This window comes from Marinimicrobium alkaliphilum (assembly GCF_003259155.1).
Taxonomy (GTDB): Bacteria; Pseudomonadota; Gammaproteobacteria; order Pseudomonadales; family Cellvibrionaceae; genus Marinimicrobium_A; species Marinimicrobium_A alkaliphilum.
In genome coordinates, this window is record NZ_QGMQ01000004.1 from 57,435 (window position 1) to 74,596 (window position 17,162).

Here is a 17,162-nt window from a genome sequence, read left to right on the forward strand (position 1 = left end):
TGATGCAACGCCTCGGACGTTGGTTGCTGACCGCGGGGGTGGCCTATGCCACGCTGGTGGTACTGGTCTGGGCCCTGCAGGGCTGCATGATTCACATTCCCAGCCGCACTCTTGCGGCCAGTCCGGCGGCTATCGGGCTGGGTTATGAGGACGTGCGCCTGGAAACGGAAGACGGCGAGCGCCTGCATGCCTGGTATCTTCCTGCGCCCTCGGCCCGCGGAACCCTGCTGTTTTTCCACGGCAATGCCGGCAATATCTCCCATCGTCTGGACTCGTTGCAGATTTTCCACGATTTGGCGCTGAACGTGTTGATTGTCGATTACCGCGGTTACGGCGAGAGCAGTGGCCGCCCCAGCGAGCGGGGCCTTTACCGGGACGGGCAGGCGGCTTTTGACTACCTCTTGAGCGAACGGGACGAAGCGCCGGAGCGTCTGATCTTCTTCGGTCGCTCCCTGGGGGCGGCCGTGGCCGCCGAGACCGCCCGTGGGCAGCCTATCGGGGGCCTGATTCTCGAATCCGGTTTTACCTCCGTTCCCGATATTGGTGCCGATCTCTATCCCTTCTTACCGGTGCGCTGGCTCACCCGTTACCGCTATGACGCCCGGGCGGCGCTTGCTGAGGTCGAAGCCCCGGTTCTGGTGGTCCACAGTCCGGACGACGAGATCATCCCCGAGCGCCATGGTCGGGCGCTCTACGACGCCGCATCTGAGCCCAAGCGCTTTCTGGCAATCAGGGGCGATCACAACCACGGCTTCCTGCGCTCCCGGGAGACCTATATTCCCGGGCTGGACGCCTTTCTCACCGAGGTGCTCGGTCGGTGATGCAAAGCGAGGCCTAAGCCCCTACAATAGCGCCCTCACGATTCAAGAATGGCGTTATTTATGAAAGACTCCCGCACCATCGGCTTTGTCAGCCTGGGTTGCCCGAAGAACCTGGTGGATTCCGAGCGTATCCTGACCCAATTGCGCACTGAAGGCTACGACATCGTGCCGCGCTACGACGACGCCGATATGGTGATCGTCAACACCTGCGGCTTTATCGACAGTGCGGTGCAGGAGTCCCTGGGCGCCATCGGCGAGGCCCTGAACGAGAACGGCAAAGTCCTGGTGACCGGCTGCCTGGGGGCCAAAGAGGATGAGATCCGCGAAATTCACCCGCAGGTGCTGGGCATTTCCGGTGCCCATGCCTACGAGGCGGTGCTGGAGCAGGTGCATCAACACCTGCCCCCCAAGAAGGATCACAATCCCTACCTGGATCTGGTGCCGCCCCAGGGCATCAAACTGACGCCGCGCCACTACGCCTACCTGAAGATTTCCGAAGGCTGTAATCACACCTGTACCTTCTGCATCATCCCGGATATGCGCGGCAAGCTGGTCAGTCGTCCGATAGGCCAGGTGATGGGCGAGGCCGAGCGCCTGGTCAAGGCGGGGGTGCAGGAGCTGCTGGTGATCAGCCAGGACACCTCCGCCTACGGCGTGGATATCAAATACCGCACCGACTTCTGGGAAGGCCGCCCCCTCAAAACCAATATGCTACAGCTGGCCTCGGCCCTGGGAGAACTGGGCGTCTGGGTGCGTCTGCATTACGTGTATCCCTATCCCCATGTGGACGACGCCATTCCATTGATGGCCGAAGGCAAAATTCTGCCGTACCTGGACATTCCTTTTCAGCACGCCAGCCCCCGCATCCTCAAACTGATGCGTCGCCCAGGACAAGTGGATAAGGTTCTGGAGCGGATTCGCAACTGGCGGGCGCAGGTACCGGAACTGGTGATCCGCTCGACCTTTATCGTCGGCTTCCCGGGCGAAACCGAAGAAGACTTCCAGATGCTGTTGGACTTCCTGGAAGAAGCACAACTGGATCGCGTCGGTTGTTTCCAATATTCACCGGTAGACGGTGCACGGGCCAATGACTTGCCTGATCCAGTACCAGAGGACATCAAGCAGGAACGTTTTGATCGCTTTATGCAAGTGCAGCAGCGGATTTCGACCGAGCGCCTGAAACTGCGCGTAGGCAAGGTGCTGACAGTACTCATTGATGAGGTCGATGACGAGGGTGCTATCGGCCGCAGTTACGCCGATGCCCCGGAAATCGACGGCCTGGTTTACCTGAATGGGGAAACCACGGTAAAAGTAGGCGAGCGAGTCAATGTTTTAATTGAAGCCGCCGACGAATACGATCTTTGGGGTTCGGTGGTTTAATTTTATTTCGTCTCTCCAGCGTAGACGTCGTTTGCGAGCGGAGGTACTTCCGGGACACGCTGTGAATACGTCCTTGTACGCTTGAAGTCGGCGTCCTGCCTCCTACAGTCCCGGAAGTACCCCCGCTCGCAAACGACTTGTGCGTACTGCGGTTTTGGCTTTACTTTCCTGGAACGATAAAATTAATTTTGTTGGGTGAGAGTGTTTTATGCAGGCTTTGTTGATCGGTGCGGGGGCATCCTACGAGTGTGGTTTGCCGCTGGCGGAAGAGTTGGGGGCGGAGTTGCGTTTGTGGTTGACGCCCGAGCGGTTGGCCGCGCATAACGAGGCGTGGGCCGAGCAGGGGGTGGCCTGGCCGCGCCCGGTGGTGGCGCTGATGGAGGCATGGCTGGCGGATCGCACCCAGGGTTATGAGGACTTGTTGGCCCAGCTGGATGCCCGTGCCGATAATGAGGCGCAGGCGGAAGACGCCTGGCGGCGGTCGGCGCTGTTTGTGCGGCAGGTGTTGTACGGGTTGTTGTTGGAGCGGCAGATCAAGAACAGTCACTATGCCCGGGTAGTGCTCAGGGATTTTACTGGCATCAAGCACCTGGTCGCCGAGAACCACCCGCTGTGGGTATTCACGACCAATCAGGATTGTCTGCTGGAGTTGTTGGCGGCGGAGCAGTTTATTCCGCTCAAGACCGGCTTTGTGGACGGTACTGAATTGAGTGTGGGCGGTGCCGCTGAGCGGCGCACCCTGGAGTTTGGCACCTGGGATGGCGCTGAGGCGACGGCTGATTTTTTCGGGCCGGGTGAAAGTGGCATCAATCTGGTCAAGCTGAACGGTTCGCTCGATATCTTTGCGGAGTACTCGCCCGAGATGTCGGCGCGTTACTATAAACTCGCATCGAACAGTAAAACGCCGGAGACGTTTCTCGACGGGCTGCTGCACCTCAATACAGTCACGCAAACCCTGGCGCTTGAGCAGGGTGGTGTGGTTGCCAATGAGTGCCTGTGGCAGGACGAGGAGGGCACTGGCCATACCTGGCGCAAGCAGTTTGGTGATGGCCCGGATCTGAACCCGCTGATGGCCGAAGCCTTGACCCAGGTGCGGGAGCTTTACGCTATTGGTTACGGCTTTGGCGACAAGGCACTCAACGATCAGTTGCGGGGTTGGCTTGAAGGTAGCGCTGAGCGTCAGCTGCGGGTGATCAATCCTGAGGTGCGCGCGACGCCGGAGGCGTTTGCCCCTGTCGATGAGCAGTTTATTCCGGCGCGCAAAAAAGGCGCGGGGGCGAGTGATTTTTTTATGAGTCTGGTGCGGGATTACGGCAGCGTGCTGCAACGTCTGCAGCGCTCGATGCGCCACAAGGCCCGGGCCCGCCTCAAGGAAAAGCTGCTGGCAGCACTTGCCCCGAAGTGACTAGCGGAGGGCTTTGGGGGGCAAGGCCCGCCAGAGCCAGAAACTCACGGCGTAAAAACTCACCATCGCCCAGCCAAAATTCCATTCCACGACATTTTCACCTTCAAAGCTCCAGCTGGGTTCCGCAAGGTTGACCCAGAGCGAGCTCAATCCGATAACCCACTGCGCTGATACCAGTGCAAACTGCACCCGCAGCAGTCGTTGTACGTAAGGGCCGAAAACCCGGTCGGCACTGTGCAAGGACTGCAAAGTCATCAATTGCGCGAGTGCGGCAAAGGAAAAATAGAAAATCACGCCGGTACGGCGCATAAAGCGGTAGAAATCACCCTCTGACCCCAGGTAATTGGCGTAGAGCACCAGCGCAAGGGCAGAGATGATCGAGAGAGCCAAAATGACGTGGTGTCGTATTCGCTTCCCAGCCAGCTCATTGAGCCAGTGCCATTGATAGATCCAGTAAATCACCATCAGCATGCTCAGGGGCATCATGAAGCCGCGAAACCAGAAGAGCGCATCGCCGTAGCGGGCTGCACGGCTGATGGAAGTGCAACCCTCCCACAGGGGGATGCAGGCCACCGCCACCTCCTGGTGAATGGCGATCAGGTAGGCACCGACGACGGCAATGATGGGAATAAGGGTGTTAAGCAGGGCGATTAGCGGTGCAAACATCACATTGAGCCTTCGGTCTACAATCACTGGGTCCCTGTCATTGTATGCGTCAACGCCGGTTTTGCCAAAAACGCTCAGTGTTCAAGCGCGTAGCCGCGCACCGCGAGATAGTCTTCAAACAGTTGCTCCGCTGAAAAGTAAAACATGCCCCGGTCATTGTAATCGGGAGTAAAGACCGCCTGTAGCTCGCCCTCGGGGTTAAGCAGGTAGATCATGACTCCGTGATTGACCAGGTAGTGTTCGTCCCTCGGCTCGGGAATCTCCCAGAGTATACCCATGCCGCGCTCGAAAGGCTCCCGGGTATCCGGGTTGACGCCTCCCAGGCCGTGCATGTCCGGATCAAAATGGCGCACGTACTTTGCCAGGCGCTCGGGCGTATCCCGCTCGGGATCGACGGTATAAAAGAGCAGACCCAGATCAGTAAATTGGCCCTGAGCCTGCGCCTGGCGGCGGACGTCCGCGAGCAGGCTCAGGGTGATCGGGCATATATCCGGGCAATAGGTGTATCCATAACCCAGTAGGTGCCAGCGACCTTTGAGGTCGGCGTTAACAAAGGAACGGCCGCCATGGTCCTGTAGTTCAAACGCTGGTAAGGGCTGGGTATCGAGGATCAGAACCCCCTGAATGTTTGGTGCCTGTAAAGGCAGGCGCAGGGCATAGAGCGAAGCCACCAGGCTGACCGCCAAGAAGGCGATCAACAGGGTCACAATCAGGCGGGTTCTTCGGCTCATCGCTCGCATTATTCAGGAAGCTATTGGGTAAAAAACATCAGTCGGGTTACATAGGTGTAGTTGCCCTCAATGGCGAGAATGGCGACCAACACCAGCAGCGCCAGGGGCGGCAACACCAGTGACAGCTGTAGCGAAAGCCGCTCCCACATGAAGTGCATAAATACCGCCACAATCACCGCTGCTTTGAGAATCATAAACAGAATGATCAGAGACCAGCGCAGCATACCTTCGAGGTGATAGTACTCCACCAGATAGGAAAAGAAACTTAAAACGAACAACAGTATCCAGACTTTGATAAACAGCCCGATAGAGGGATGGTGTTGACCGGATTCACTCATAACAACCCCCGTTACCAAAGATAGAAGAAGGCAAAAATGAAGACCCACACCAGATCGACAAAGTGCCAGTACAGGCCCGTAATTTCGACGATGGAATAGCCCTTCTTCTCGTAGTGGCCCTTGTGCACCTTGCGCGCGACAAGGGCAATGTAAATCACACCGCCGAGCACATGCAGGCCGTGAAAGCCGGTGATCATGAAGAAGATGGCACCAAACTGGCTGGCGCCCAGCGGGTTGCCCCAGGGGCGGATGCCGTCGACAAAAATCAGCTTGGCCCACTCGTAGGCCTGCAGACTGACAAACACCAAACCCATCACGGCGGTGAGCGCCATAAACAGGACAGTCTTACGCTTGTCGCCCCGATAGGCGTAGTTCACGGCCATGGCCATAGTGCCGCTGCTGGTGATCAGGATAAAGGTCATGATCGCAATCAGCAGTAGGGGAAACGTGGTGCCGCCGATGGTCATGGCAAACAGCTCAACGGTGTCCGGCCAGGGATCGGTTACCGACATGCGCACAGCCATGTAGGCTATCAGGAATATGCCGAAGATGAAGGTGTCCCCAATCAGGAAGATCCACATCATCAACTTGCCCCACGGAATGGGGAAAGTTTCCTTGTCGGCGGAAAAGTCCGAAACCAGACCGGACCAGCTGTCCCCGGTGCCCGCTACCGTGGGTTTGGCGTCGCTCATAGATCCACCTCCAGGCCACACAAGGCGGCAATGGTGTTATAGGTTTCCGGACTGGCGGTCATCAGCGCGAACAGTACCAACCACAAGGCGAGCAGGTAGTGCCAGTAGCTCGCACAAAGCTTGATACTCTGGGCGCTGCGCGCGAGGGCGGTGCCTTGCCAATTAAGCCATGTGGCGCGCACCAATACCGCAACACCACCGAGCAAGTGCAGGGCATGAATGGCGCTGAGCAGATAAAAATAGCTGTTGGCGGGATTGGTCGTAAAGCCGTAACCCATGCCGGTCAGGTGACGCCAGAGCCAGATCTGAGCGATGACGAATTGGGCACTGAAGAACAGCGTGATCACCAAGGCAATCAAGGTCGGCCCCTGTGCGCCGCGACGTGCGCTGATCAATGCCGCGTGAATTGCGACACTCGCACCCACCAGCAGCGCGGTGTTCATCCACAGCCGACCGGTGTTGTAGAAGGGCGACCAGGGTTCCGCCGCCAGCGCCTGAAAGCCAGGATACTGGGAGTGGGTGATAAAGGTCAGAAAGAACAGTGTAAACAGCACACTGATGATGACCATAAAAATACCCAGGGCGATTTTCTTCGACGTCTGCGGCTGTCCAGGCCCAGCATGCATAACGCCGGTGTGCGCAGGTTCCCAGGATTTTTCGGTGAGTTTCGCAATCAAGCTCATGAGCGTTCCCCCTGGGGCGAATCATCTTCCATTTCCACGGCCTCTGACGGCATATTCTGTGGAATAAAGTCGGCTTTTACACCCGGCACACTGTAGTCGTAAGCCCAGCGATGCACCTCAGGGACTTTCTCGCCCCAGTTGCCGTGCTTGGGCGGGACATCTGGCGTCTGCCATTCCAGACTGGTGGCACCCCAGGGGTTGTGTCCGGCCCTGGGCCCTTTTTTCAGGCTCCAGATCACGTTGGCAATGAAGAGCAGTTGGGCCAGCATGACAATGATGGCTGAGATACTGATGCCGGCGTTAAGGCTGTGGGCTGACTCGGGTACATAGGCCGCTTCGCCCATGGAGAAGTAGCGCCGGGGGAGCCCGAGAAAGCCCAGGTAGTGCATGGGCAGGAAGGTGGTATAGGTACCGACAAAAGTGACCCAAAAGTGCCACTTACCCAGGGCGGTATTGAACATGCGCCCGCTGATCAGCGGATACCAGTGGTAAATGGCGGCGAACAAGACCATCACAGTGGATACGCCCATCACCATATGGAAGTGGGCCACCACAAAGTAGGTGTCGGCCAGGGGCACGTCAATGGCGACGTTACCCAAAAACAGACCGCTCAAGCCGCCGTGGGTGAAAGTGAAGATAAAGCCGATAGCAAAGAGCATGGGTACGGTCATGTGCAGGTTGCCGCGCCAGAGCGTCAGCACCCAGTTGTAGACCTTGATGGCCGTGGGTATGGCGATAATTAACGTCGTGGTGGCAAAGAAGAACCCGAAAGACAGGTTCATCCCACTGACGTACATATGGTGCGCCCAGACCACAAAGCTCAAACCGCCGATGATCACAATCGCCCACACCATCATGCGGTAACCAAAGATGTTTTTACGCGCGTGAGTGGCAAGCACGTCGGACACCATACCGAAGGCGGGCAGGGCGACGATATACACTTCCGGGTGGCCAAAGAACCAGAACAGGTGTTGGTATAGCAGTGGGCTGCCACCGGAGTGGTCGATGGCTTCACCCATGGACATCAATGCCGGCATAAAAAAGCTGGTGCCGGCCAGCTTGTCGAGCATCATCATGATCGCCGCGACCAGCAGCGCCGGGAATGCCAGCAGGCCCATCAGCGATGCGGTGAAAATGCCCCACAGGGTCAGGGGCATGCGCATCAGGCTCATGCCTTTGGTGCGTGCCTGGAGGATGGTGGTGACATAGTTGAGGCCACCCATGGTGAACGCGACAATGAAGATGCCCAAAGACACCAGCATCATGATGATACCGAGCTCGTGCCCGGGCGTGCCGGGCAACAGGGTGTGGGGCGGGTAGAGTGTCCACCCGGCCCCCGTGGCCCCGCCAGGGACAAAAAAGCTCGCCATCAGAACGATAACGGACAGCAGGTAAGTCCAGTAGCTGAGCATGTTGAGATAAGGAAATACCATGTCCCGGGTGCCCACCATCAGCGGAATCAGGTAGTTGCCAAAGCCGCCAAGTAGCAGCGCGGTGAGCAGGTATACCACCATGATCATGCCGTGCATGGTCATGAACTGCAGATAGGTGTTGGGATTGATAAAGGAAAAGGTATCGGGAAAGCCCAGCTGCAGGCGCATCAAACCCGAAAGTACCAGCGCGAGCACACCGACCATGATCGCGGTGACGCCATACTGGATGGCAATGACTTTGTGATCGAGACTCCAGACGTACTTGCTGAAAAAGCCCTGGGGATGGTGCATGGATTCCTGGGGCTGATCGGCGAATGCAATGTGATTCATAACGGTCTTCCCATTAATCCAAGGTGTTGATATAGGCCACCACATCCCGGATGGCCTGTTCGTCGCGCAGCCCCTGCACCAGCATGACCATCTGGTTGCCGTGGGAATCCTGCGGGTGCAGACCGCGAATACCGTCGCGGAAGTAGGTGACCTGCCGCTCCAGATACCAGTCCTGCTGACCGCTGATACGCGGCGCGTTGGTGTGGTAGTTCCCGGAACCATCGCTGCCGTGGCAGTCGCTGCAGAAGTTTCGGTACAGGCGCTCACCACGCGCGGTATTGCCGGTGATGGTGGGTGTTACCTGAGTCTCCGGCATAGCCGCCATGTACGCGCTGACGTTGCGAATGGCCTGGCGGTCGGGCAGTACGGCCATCATGGCTGCCATCTGCTGACCGTAGGTATCGCCATCGTTATAACCACGCACACGGTCTTTGTAATAGGCCAGTTGTCGTTCGAGATACCACTGATCCAGCCCCGCGACTCGCGGCGCATTGAGCCCCTGATTTCCCTCACCCTGTTGGCCGTGGCAGGAGGCACAGGTGGCATAGAGTGCTCGGCCGATGTCTTGGTCACCGCGGTAAGCACGGCTCTGGGTGTCGGCAAAGGTGGGGTGGCTGGCCAGCCACTGGTCAAAGTCTTCCTGCTCCTGAACGACGACCTTGCCGCGCATGGCGTGGTGGGCGGTGCCGCACAGTTGCATACACACCACATCAAAGGTGCCGGTGCGGGTCGGTTCCAGCCACATACGGGTTACAGTGCCGGGCACCAGGTCCATTTTGGCGCGGAAGTGGGGCACGGCAAAGTTGTGCAGGACATCCTGGGAGCGAAGCCAGAATTTGTGGGGTTGACCGACCGGCAAGTGAAGAATATTGCTGAATACCAGAATGTCATCCTGGCCAGCGGGATCCTGAGGGTCGAGACCAAAGGGGTTGTGCTCGCTGACAAAACGCGGGTCGGTGCGCCCTAGCTCGCCGTCCTCGCCGGGAAAGCGATACATCCAATGCCACTGTTTGCCCACGACTTCGACCTGCTGAGCGTCGCTCGGCGCCTTGACAAAGCTGGCCCAGACAAACAGGCCGGGGGCGAGCATGATCGCAATACCCAAAGCGGTAATACCCGTGAGCCAAATTTCCAGCTTTTTGTTTTCCGGCTCGTAGTGGGATTTCTGACCTTTTTTGTGCTTGAATTTAAATATCGCATAGGCCATGAAAAGGTTGACCGCGACAAAAACCAGGCCCGTGATCCAGAAAGTGATATTGATGGTGGTGTCAATCGAACCCCAGTTGGAAGCGAGTGGTGTGAACCACCAGGGGCTCGCGAAGTGAAAAATGACAGTCCCCAAGACCAGTAAGACAAGAATGACTACCAGTACCATAGTGTCCTGCTCCGACTTGTTATTGTAGTCTCACACAAAAGCCGGGTATCGACCCGGCTCAGATTTTTTTGTTCAGGGTGCCCAGTGGGTAAATTTATACCACTGTTTTTGCATGCCCACGACCCAATTGGGGACATCTTCACCAAGCCCCACCGCTTTGACATGCGGATGTTCTTTCATGGTCTGACTCAGTACATCTTCCTGTTCCGGGGAGACGTCGACGATCAGCAGGTGCTTCCCGTGTTCAAGCAGCTTTTGAAAGCGCTTGTATTCGTGGTGGGGCTGTTCGATGCCAATCAGTCCGCCTTCCCAGGTGCAAAAGCCGAGCATGATGATGGCGAGGAAGATAACGGGAATCCAGAGATAACCTTCCGCAAGGCCAAGCAGGTAGTTGCCTCCGAGAATCAAAATGGCGACCACAAGGCCTACCAGTGCGCCAATCTTGGTGGTGTGAACGACATCTTTTCGCAGTAGTGACTCTACTTGATGCAGGTGGTGCTTTTCCAGCTCGGCATCGTTATTACTGAGCACGTGAATTTGTGGGCGACTGATATCCCGACTTTCAAGATCCTTCTCGAGCTGCTCCAGGTCATCCAGGTCATTACTGACGTAGAAGTGTCGTTTCATTGGCTCACCTATTTTTGCTTAGTATGTGTGTAAAAGGTGTAACAACTATCCCGGTTATACCCATTGTAGCAGCTTGATTGGGAGTATCTTGGCGGTCCTGACGGAGGCGACAAAGCGAATGAATCAAAAATAACTTTAATGTCTATGAGAATTCTTTTTGATGAAGAAACACGATTAAAACCCGTGTTATTTTAGGCGTACGTTATTTTTAAGCTTTTTAAGCGCTATCAAAATAGCTGTTTATTTAAAATTCGTTTAACCGCGATCTTTACAAGCAATACAGATGAATTGTGCGTCAGTGAAAATCCCGCGCCTTGGCTTGGAGCTCGGACAGCCGGTGACTGATATCTTCCAGGCGCCCGGCGATGATATGGATGACTTCACCCTCCTTCTCGGCAATGCCGTGAACCTTCAGTAGCCGGGCATTGAGAAAGGCGGATTTTTGCGCCCGGCTTGTGGCCTTCCAGACCACGATATTGCTGGTGCCGGTGTCGTCCTCCAGGCTGATGAACGTCACTCCGCCGGCCGTGCCCGGGCTCTGGCGACCGGTGACCACGCCCACCACGGTCACCAGAGCTTTGTGGCGACAGTGCGCCAGCGCTTCGGCGGGTGTGTAGTGCCCGAGAAGGTCGGCATCGGCGAGAATGCGAATGGGGTGGCGGTTCAGGGTCAGGCCGGTTGCGGCATAGTCTTCGACCAGGTTATCCAGCTCCGAAGGGCGGGGCAGGTAGCTGCCCGGCTCCTCGGCCAGTTGTTGCTGAAACAGCGGCAACCCCGGCAGGTCATCCATCAGCTGCCAGCGCGCCTGGTAGCGGTTATCGCTCAGGCTTTGTAGTGCTCCGGCGCTGGCGAGTGCCTCCCGGTTGTGTTGGCCCAGGGGCAGGGCACTCAGCGCGCTGATACCGGTGAAGCAGCCGCCCGCTGTCTGGGCGCGGGCGTTGACCAGCACCTGGGCTGCCTCCCGGGACAGGCCGGAAACCAATCGGAACCCCAGGCGCAGCTCGCCCCGATCGGTCAGGCTGTGCTCGTAGTCAGAGGCGTTGATATCCACTGGCAGTACGGTCACGTCGTGGCGGCGGGCATCCTGAACCAGCTGTGACGGGCTGTAAAAACCCATGGGGTGACTGTTGAGCAGTGCGCAGTAAAATGCCGCCGGATAATAGTGACGCAACCAGGCCGAGGCGTAGGCGAGCAGCGCGAAGCTGGCCGAGTGGGACTCGGGAAAACCGTACTCGCCGAAACCGCAGATCTGTTGAAAAATGCGTTCGGCAAAATCGAGGCTGTACCCCCGGGCGCGCATGCCGTTGACCAGCTTGTCCCGAAAGGGCGTCAGTTGGCTGTTCTTTTTCCAGCGGGCCATGGCCCGGCGCAACTGATCCGCTTCGCCACCGCTGAAACCGGCGGCCACCATCGCCAACTGGATCACCTGCTCCTGAAAGATGGGCACGCCCAGGGTGCGCTCAAGCACGCCGCGCACGGCATCGGAAGGGTAGTCCACCGCCTCCTCGCCCCGACGGCGCTGTAAATAGGGATGCACCATGCCACCCTGAATCGGGCCGGGCCGAACAATGGCAATCTGAATCACCAGGTCGTAGTAACAGGCCGGGCGCAGGCGTGGCAACATCGACATCTGGGCGCGGGATTCGATTTGAAAGACGCCCACAGTATCGGCCCGCTGGATGTCCGCGTAGACGGCCGGGTCATCCATGGCCCGGGTTATACCCGAGAGCGTCAGTGACGGCCCGCCCTGTTGCCGGACCAGATCAAAACAGCGCCGAATGGCCGACAGCATTCCGAGGGCCAGCACATCGACTTTAAGCAGCCCCAGGCTTTCCAGGTCGTCCTTGTCCCACTGGATCACTGTGCGCTCGGCCATGCTGGCATTTTCCACCGGCACCAGTTCATGCAGTGGTCCGGCGGAAATCACAAAGCCGCCCACATGCTGGGACAGGTGCCGGGGAAAACCGCGCAGGGTATCCACCAGTAGACTGAATTGTTGAAAGCGCGGACTGTTGATATCGACACCGGTGTCGGCCAGCTGTGCTTGCCAGTGATGACCGTCGTCGCGCCGGTTGATCTGCGCCTGCCATTCGGTCAATTGCGCGAGAGGGTAGCCCAGGGCTTTACCGATATCTTTAAAAGCACTTTTAAAACGGTAGCAGATGACGGTGGCGGCCAGAGCCGCACGTTCACGCCCGTACTTGTGATAAATGTACTGAATGATTTCTTCGCGCCGCTGGTGCTCAAAATCCACATCGATATCCGGTGGCTCGTTCCGCTCTTTGGAAATAAAACGCTCAAACAAAACCTGAATGCAGCGTGGATCCACGGCGGTAATTTCCAGGCAGTAACACACTACCGAGTTGGCGGCCGAGCCGCGCCCCTGGTAAAGAATATTGCGCTGCTGGGCAAACATCACCAGATCGTGAATGGTCAGGAAAAAATGTGCGTAGCCGAGTTCGTCAATCAGGCCCAGCTCTTTATCGATCAGTGTTTGAATGTCCGTGCTGACACCTTCAGGAAAACGTTTGCGCGCTCCCTGTTCGACCAGTGCGCATAGGTGCTCAAAGGGGGTTGTGCCGCCGGGCACCAGTTCGGCGGGGTAGTCATAGCGCAGCTCACTCAACGAAAACTGACAGCGCTCGGCAATGGTTTCGCTTTGGGCAATCCAGGTGGCGGGAAAAAGCCGGTTGAGTTTATGCAGGGTGCGCAGGCTGCGCTCGGCATTGGCCAGCAGTGCGCGCCCGGCATCGGCAACCGTTACGCCCAAGCGGGTCGCGCGCAAACACTGTTGCAAAGGCAAGCGTGCCGGACTGTGCATCAAGACCCCGCCACAGGCGCTGATGGGCAAGTCCCACTGATGTGCCAGCTGTTCGCAGTGGGCCTGGTAGTGATGTTCCCCCGGGGCCAAATGACGTTGGCAGCCGATCCACAGGCGTGTCCGGTGATCGCGACACAATTGCGTTGCCCAATCCTGATCAGCCTCGGTATCACCGCTGGGTAACCAGAGCAGGAGGCAGTGTTTAAGGGTGCGGATGTCCCAGGGATCGAGCTGATAGTCGCCCTTGGCACTGCGCCGGCGTGCGCGGGTAATCACCCGGCAGAGTTCAGCGTAAGCGGTGCGGTCGGGGCAGAGTGCCACCAGTGTCAACGCATCCAGGCGCAACAGGCTACCGACAATCAACTTGATGGACAGCTTTTGTTCGCGCATGGCCGTGTGCGCGCGCACCACCCCGGCCACAGAACATTCATCGGTGATCGCCAGGGCGCTGTAACCCAAATGCGCGGCCTGGGCAATCAACTCTTCCGGGTGAGAGGCGCCTTCGAGAAAGGAAAAATTACTCTGGCAAAAGAGTTCGGCGTAGGCCATCGATCACCTCAACTGAAATAACCGTGCAGGTACCAGCGGTGACGCTCGGCGCTGTTGGGTATCCGGTACACCCAACACCACTGACCGGGCTCGCGCGAATCCCGGCGCCGGGCGACATAATAGTCGCGCACCACCAGCGCGCCGTCCCACCAGCCAGTGGTGATCCGCTCCGGGCCGTGAATGATGTCCGGGGCCTGGGCCAAGGCTTGCGGTTTCGGCAGCAACAGGGTCGGGCGCAGCGCCCTGGTGTCGGGCAAAGGCGCTGTCGCTTCGGGCGTAAGGGCCGGGCGTGTGCTGCTGACATACTCCGGGCGATGCTCATTGGCGCAACTGCACTGTTGCACCGCCGCGCGCCCCAGTCGGGCCTGTAACACATTGACCAGTTGCGCGGCCGACTGTCGGTTGCGCCGTCCGGCGAGCAAATCCTGCGAGCTGCCCTGTTGCGGGCAGAGCCTGTCGGCGTAGAGTCCGAGGGCATACACCGGTGCGGCCAGCGGTTTCTCCGTCAAGCTCAGTGCCAGCAAAGTATGCCAGTCGTCGACCCGGTACAGACCCTCGGCGGCGCCCACCTGCAGGCGCTCCGGCGGTTGATCGCGCAGCCAGAGCTGTAGTGTGAGCTGCTGCACGGCGCTGTCCCTGCGGCGCAAAAAACTTTCCAGCTTTGCCAGCAAGGTATCAATGGGTGCCATCAGGCGGTCACTCAGGCTGACTTCGTAATAGAGGTCGAGGGTTTCGGCAAACTGATCTTCCGGTTGATAAAAAGCCAGCGGATGTTTCAACTGTCCGGTGAGTCGCCCGATGTAGTGGACGCTCTGGCTGTCAAAGCGCCGGGCCAGGGCTTTCAGGGGCATCGCGCTCAGTTCGCCCACACCGGTCAGGCCCAAGCGCCGGCACTGGGTTTGGACCTTGTCGCTCAGGTCGGTGTACACCAGTGGGCAGGCGGCCAGGGCCTCGTTCAGAGGCTCGGCGGAAGCGGGCCAGTGGTTGTAGCCGGTAAGGGCCAGCAAGCGCGCGGCCAACGGCGTTGCGCCGGGGGCATAGTGGTAGCCCTGTTCATCCCTGAGCGTTTCCAGTTGCTCGGCAAGGGCGGCCCAATAAACCCGCAGGTCCGGGTAGAGCCGGCGCATGGCCTTCAGTTTAAGCCAGAGTCCCGCCGGAGGATGCAGGCTGATGTCGGCGCTGGTGCGGTACAGCAGACGCGCGCGATCACGCAGCGCGGCATCGGCTTCAGCCTCTGCCAGCGCCGTGAGTGCGGGAAAATACAGATACAGCCACTGCATGGTTAACCGGCGTGACGGGCGGCCGGCTGGCGCACAAAGGGAGTGATATTGGGCGCCCGCTCGGGCACCACCAGGTCGGGCCAGTGGGTGTGCATCGCCACCACAAAGGCGGGGACCGGCCAACCTCCGCGCTGTTTGAGCACCGCTACCTGTACGCCGCGGGCATGGGCACGCAGTTGCAGGCGCAGGTGCACGGGCAGGGCGCCGCCCCGGGCGTGGGGCGAGCGCAGTACCAACAGGAGTGCATCACCTTCACTGGCAGCCAGTTGCAGGCGTTTGATGTGGGTGACTGTGAGCCGGTCGCACCAGGTGATCACCAGGCGGCAAAGCCCGCTTTTCAGGCATTGTTCGGCACTCCAAAGCTGCTTTTTACCGCTCTCGGTGTGAATCAACAACAACCGCTCCAGATCGACCCCCGCGTGCTGCCAGGCGTCACTCTGTAAAGGGTGGGGCGGGTTGATCAGTGCCAGCCAGTGTTCCTGTGTGACCTGTTGCGCCAGGGGCAGCAGTAAGCGCAACTCGCCGATGCCCAAAGGCGTCTCCACCAGCCCGACGCCGGTCGCCGGCCAGCCGCCGCCGAGCGCCTGATCGAGCGCCGGATAACCGCTCGTCAGGGGCGTGCTCTGTGCCAGAGGGCGCTGAAAACCGCGGGCGATCAGGGGGTGATCGAAGGACAGCATGGAAACCTCTCGAATACTGTATATAAAAACAGTATACTCCCCTGGAGTCAGAGCGCAACCCATGAACATTCTGTAATAAGTTGTAACCTCCGTATCATCTTGAACATAGGTTCGGTAAACTTTGCGGTCATCGAATTTCGGGGGCTGTGCGTATAGAGCCCGCAGCGGCTATGTCTTGTGGCCTGTCAACATTCAGGGAGAACCATCCAATGACCAAACGCATGATCATAATGCTGGCTATCGTCGGCGTGATCTTTGGCGGCATTTTCAGTTTCAAAGCCTTTATCAACCATATGATCAACGATTTCTTCGACAATATGCCGGAGGAAACCGCCACAATTACCGCCGCCGAGGTTTTGGAGGATCGCTGGAGTCGGGAGCTTTCGGCAGTCGGCAGTTTTCGGGCCATTAACGGCGCCAACCTGACCACCGAGGTCGGCGGTATTGTCACCGGTATCCACTTCAGTAATGGGGATGAGGTGACCGAGGGCCAACGCCTGGTATCCCTGGATATTGAGACTGACGAAGCCGATCTGGATCGGCTGAAAGCGGCTGAAAGTCTCACCAAGGTCGAGCTGGATCGCTACCAGCGCCTGTATCGTGAAGGCAATATTTCCCAGTCCGAGCTGCAGCGGCGCGAGAGTGAGGCTGCTCAGGCCAGCGCTTCGGTGCGAGCCCAGCAGGCCCGGATTCGTCAAAAAACCATTCGCGCCCCCTTCGACGGTATTTCAGGGATTCGTCAGGTCAACCTGGGGCAGTATGTGTCCCCCGGCAGCGCAGTGGTTTCTGTTCAGGCTCTGGATCCCATTTACCTGAACTTCACGCTACCTGAGCGCCGTCTGGCAGAAATTCAACCGGGACAGCCGGTCAGCGTTAGCATCGATGCTTACCCGGATGAGTATTTCGAAGGCGAGATTACTGCCATCGAACCGGCCATGAGTGAGTCGACCCGGACCTTTACCGCCCAGGCGACCCTCGCAAACCCCGATCACAAGCTGCGCCCCGGCATGTTCGGGCGCGCGGTGGTCACTATGGGTGAGCCGCGAGTCGTGAATATCATTCCCCAGACAGCGGTACAGTTTAATCCCTACGGCAATTCGGTCTATATCATTCGGGAAGACGACGAAGGCACTGAGCGGGTCAGCCAGCGCTTTGTGCGTACCGGAGAGCGACGGGGCGACCTGGTGGAAGTGCTCGAGGGTCTGGAGCAGGGCGACAAGGTCGCCACCTCCGGTCTGCTCAAGCTGCGCAATCAGGCACCGGTCGCGATCAGCGACAATGGTGACATGGCGCCCTCGGCGGACGTCGATCCCCGTCCGCGCAACCAGTAACCGGTCGTCGTCTTTATTAA

Annotated in this window: 15 protein-coding genes; 4 read left to right on the forward strand and 11 right to left on the reverse strand. The window is 58.5% G+C overall.

The annotated features are described in order from the left end of the window. The first annotated feature begins 2 nt into the window (after positions 1-2). The 3 genes from DKW72_RS07700 to DKW72_RS07710 all read left to right on the forward strand — a co-directional run bounded on the left by DKW72_RS07700 (position 3) and on the right by DKW72_RS07710 (position 3,606). Complete coding sequence (locus DKW72_RS07700; protein WP_111641771.1) at positions 3-821, forward strand: alpha/beta hydrolase; 819 nt, start codon at positions 3-5, stop codon at positions 819-821. 60 nt (positions 822-881) lie between these two features. Then, a complete protein-coding gene (rimO, locus tag DKW72_RS07705; protein WP_198411268.1) occupies positions 882-2,201 on the forward strand; it encodes a 30S ribosomal protein S12 methylthiotransferase RimO in 1,320 nt (439 codons plus the stop codon). A gap of 208 nt (positions 2,202-2,409) precedes the next feature. Continuing rightward, complete coding sequence (locus DKW72_RS07710) at positions 2,410-3,606, forward strand: hypothetical protein (protein ID WP_111641773.1); 1,197 nt, start codon at positions 2,410-2,412, stop codon at positions 3,604-3,606. Here the strand turns inward: DKW72_RS07710 and DKW72_RS07715 are convergent, their stop codons facing one another. From DKW72_RS07715 to imuA, 11 genes are all read right to left on the reverse strand, one after another. Then, a complete protein-coding gene (locus DKW72_RS07715; protein WP_111641774.1) occupies positions 3,607-4,272 on the reverse strand; it encodes a hypothetical protein in 666 nt (221 codons plus the stop codon). A 74-nt stretch (positions 4,273-4,346) separates the two neighbouring features. Then, positions 4,347-5,003 (reverse strand): SCO family protein, encoded by a 657-nt coding sequence (locus DKW72_RS07720; RefSeq protein ID WP_157960432.1) that lies wholly within the window; start codon positions 5,001-5,003, stop codon positions 4,347-4,349. Between the two features lie 20 nt (positions 5,004-5,023). Then, complete coding sequence (locus DKW72_RS07725) at positions 5,024-5,341, reverse strand: cytochrome C oxidase subunit IV family protein (protein WP_111641776.1); 318 nt, start codon at positions 5,339-5,341, stop codon at positions 5,024-5,026. Positions 5,342-5,352: 11 nt separating this feature from the next. Next, on the reverse strand, positions 5,353-6,033 hold the full coding sequence (locus tag DKW72_RS07730; protein WP_111641777.1) for a cytochrome c oxidase subunit 3: 681 nt from the start codon (positions 6,031-6,033) through the stop codon (positions 5,353-5,355). Continuing rightward, positions 6,030-6,716: a cytochrome c oxidase subunit 3 gene (locus DKW72_RS07735; protein ID WP_111641778.1), complete on the reverse strand. Its 687-nt coding sequence runs from the start codon at positions 6,714-6,716 to the stop codon at positions 6,030-6,032. The genes DKW72_RS07730 and DKW72_RS07735 overlap by 4 nt, the downstream gene beginning before the upstream one ends. After that, complete coding sequence (locus tag DKW72_RS07740; protein WP_111641779.1) at positions 6,713-8,479, reverse strand: cytochrome c oxidase subunit I; 1,767 nt, start codon at positions 8,477-8,479, stop codon at positions 6,713-6,715. The genes DKW72_RS07735 and DKW72_RS07740 overlap by 4 nt, the downstream gene beginning before the upstream one ends. Positions 8,480-8,492: 13 nt before the next feature. Then, complete coding sequence (locus DKW72_RS07745) at positions 8,493-9,854, reverse strand: c-type cytochrome (RefSeq protein ID WP_111641780.1); 1,362 nt, start codon at positions 9,852-9,854, stop codon at positions 8,493-8,495. 72 nt (positions 9,855-9,926) lie between these two features. Continuing rightward, positions 9,927-10,481 carry an NAD/FAD-utilizing enzyme gene (locus tag DKW72_RS07750; protein ID WP_111641781.1) on the reverse strand — a complete coding sequence of 185 codons (555 nt, stop codon included), beginning with the start codon at positions 10,479-10,481 and terminating at the stop codon, positions 9,927-9,929. A 295-nt stretch (positions 10,482-10,776) separates the two neighbouring features. Beyond that, positions 10,777-13,851, reverse strand: coding sequence for an error-prone DNA polymerase (locus DKW72_RS07755; RefSeq protein WP_111641782.1), 3,075 nt, complete (start codon positions 13,849-13,851; stop codon positions 10,777-10,779). Positions 13,852-13,859: 8 nt separating this feature from the next. After that, positions 13,860-15,131, reverse strand: a complete 1,272-nt coding sequence (locus DKW72_RS07760) for a Y-family DNA polymerase (RefSeq protein ID WP_111641783.1) — start codon at positions 15,129-15,131, stop codon at positions 13,860-13,862. A 2-nt stretch (positions 15,132-15,133) separates the two neighbouring features. Beyond that, positions 15,134-15,811 carry a translesion DNA synthesis-associated protein ImuA gene (gene imuA, locus DKW72_RS07765; RefSeq protein WP_157960433.1) on the reverse strand — a complete coding sequence of 226 codons (678 nt, stop codon included), beginning with the start codon at positions 15,809-15,811 and terminating at the stop codon, positions 15,134-15,136. Between the two features lie 209 nt (positions 15,812-16,020). Here imuA and DKW72_RS07770 point away from each other — a divergent pair, with 209 nt between their 5' ends. Beyond that, complete coding sequence (locus DKW72_RS07770; RefSeq protein WP_111641785.1) at positions 16,021-17,142, forward strand: efflux RND transporter periplasmic adaptor subunit; 1,122 nt, start codon at positions 16,021-16,023, stop codon at positions 17,140-17,142. Positions 17,143-17,162 lie beyond the last annotated feature (20 nt).

Coding starts and splice junctions, on each gene's coding strand:
- DKW72_RS07730 (WP_111641777.1), bottom strand. CDS start 6,033: ATGAGCGACGCCAAACCCACGGTAGCGGGCACCGGGGACAGCTGGTCC.
- DKW72_RS07700 (WP_111641771.1), top strand. CDS start 3: ATGCAACGCCTCGGACGTTGGTTGCTGACCGCGGGGGTGGCCTATGCC.
- DKW72_RS07755 (WP_111641782.1), bottom strand. CDS start 13,851: ATGGCCTACGCCGAACTCTTTTGCCAGAGTAATTTTTCCTTTCTCGAA.
- imuA (WP_157960433.1), bottom strand. CDS start 15,811: ATGCTGTCCTTCGATCACCCCCTGATCGCCCGCGGTTTTCAGCGCCCT.
- DKW72_RS07725 (WP_111641776.1), bottom strand. CDS start 5,341: ATGAGTGAATCCGGTCAACACCATCCCTCTATCGGGCTGTTTATCAAA.
- DKW72_RS07720 (WP_157960432.1), bottom strand. CDS start 5,003: ATGAGCCGAAGAACCCGCCTGATTGTGACCCTGTTGATCGCCTTCTTG.
- DKW72_RS07750 (WP_111641781.1), bottom strand. CDS start 10,481: ATGAAACGACACTTCTACGTCAGTAATGACCTGGATGACCTGGAGCAG.
- DKW72_RS07745 (WP_111641780.1), bottom strand. CDS start 9,854: ATGGTACTGGTAGTCATTCTTGTCTTACTGGTCTTGGGGACTGTCATT.
- rimO (WP_198411268.1), top strand. CDS start 882: ATGAAAGACTCCCGCACCATCGGCTTTGTCAGCCTGGGTTGCCCGAAG.
- DKW72_RS07735 (WP_111641778.1), bottom strand. CDS start 6,716: ATGAGCTTGATTGCGAAACTCACCGAAAAATCCTGGGAACCTGCGCAC.
- DKW72_RS07715 (WP_111641774.1), bottom strand. CDS start 4,272: ATGTTTGCACCGCTAATCGCCCTGCTTAACACCCTTATTCCCATCATT.
- DKW72_RS07760 (WP_111641783.1), bottom strand. CDS start 15,131: ATGCAGTGGCTGTATCTGTATTTTCCCGCACTCACGGCGCTGGCAGAG.
- DKW72_RS07710 (WP_111641773.1), top strand. CDS start 2,410: ATGCAGGCTTTGTTGATCGGTGCGGGGGCATCCTACGAGTGTGGTTTG.
- DKW72_RS07740 (WP_111641779.1), bottom strand. CDS start 8,479: ATGAATCACATTGCATTCGCCGATCAGCCCCAGGAATCCATGCACCAT.
- DKW72_RS07770 (WP_111641785.1), top strand. CDS start 16,021: ATGACCAAACGCATGATCATAATGCTGGCTATCGTCGGCGTGATCTTT.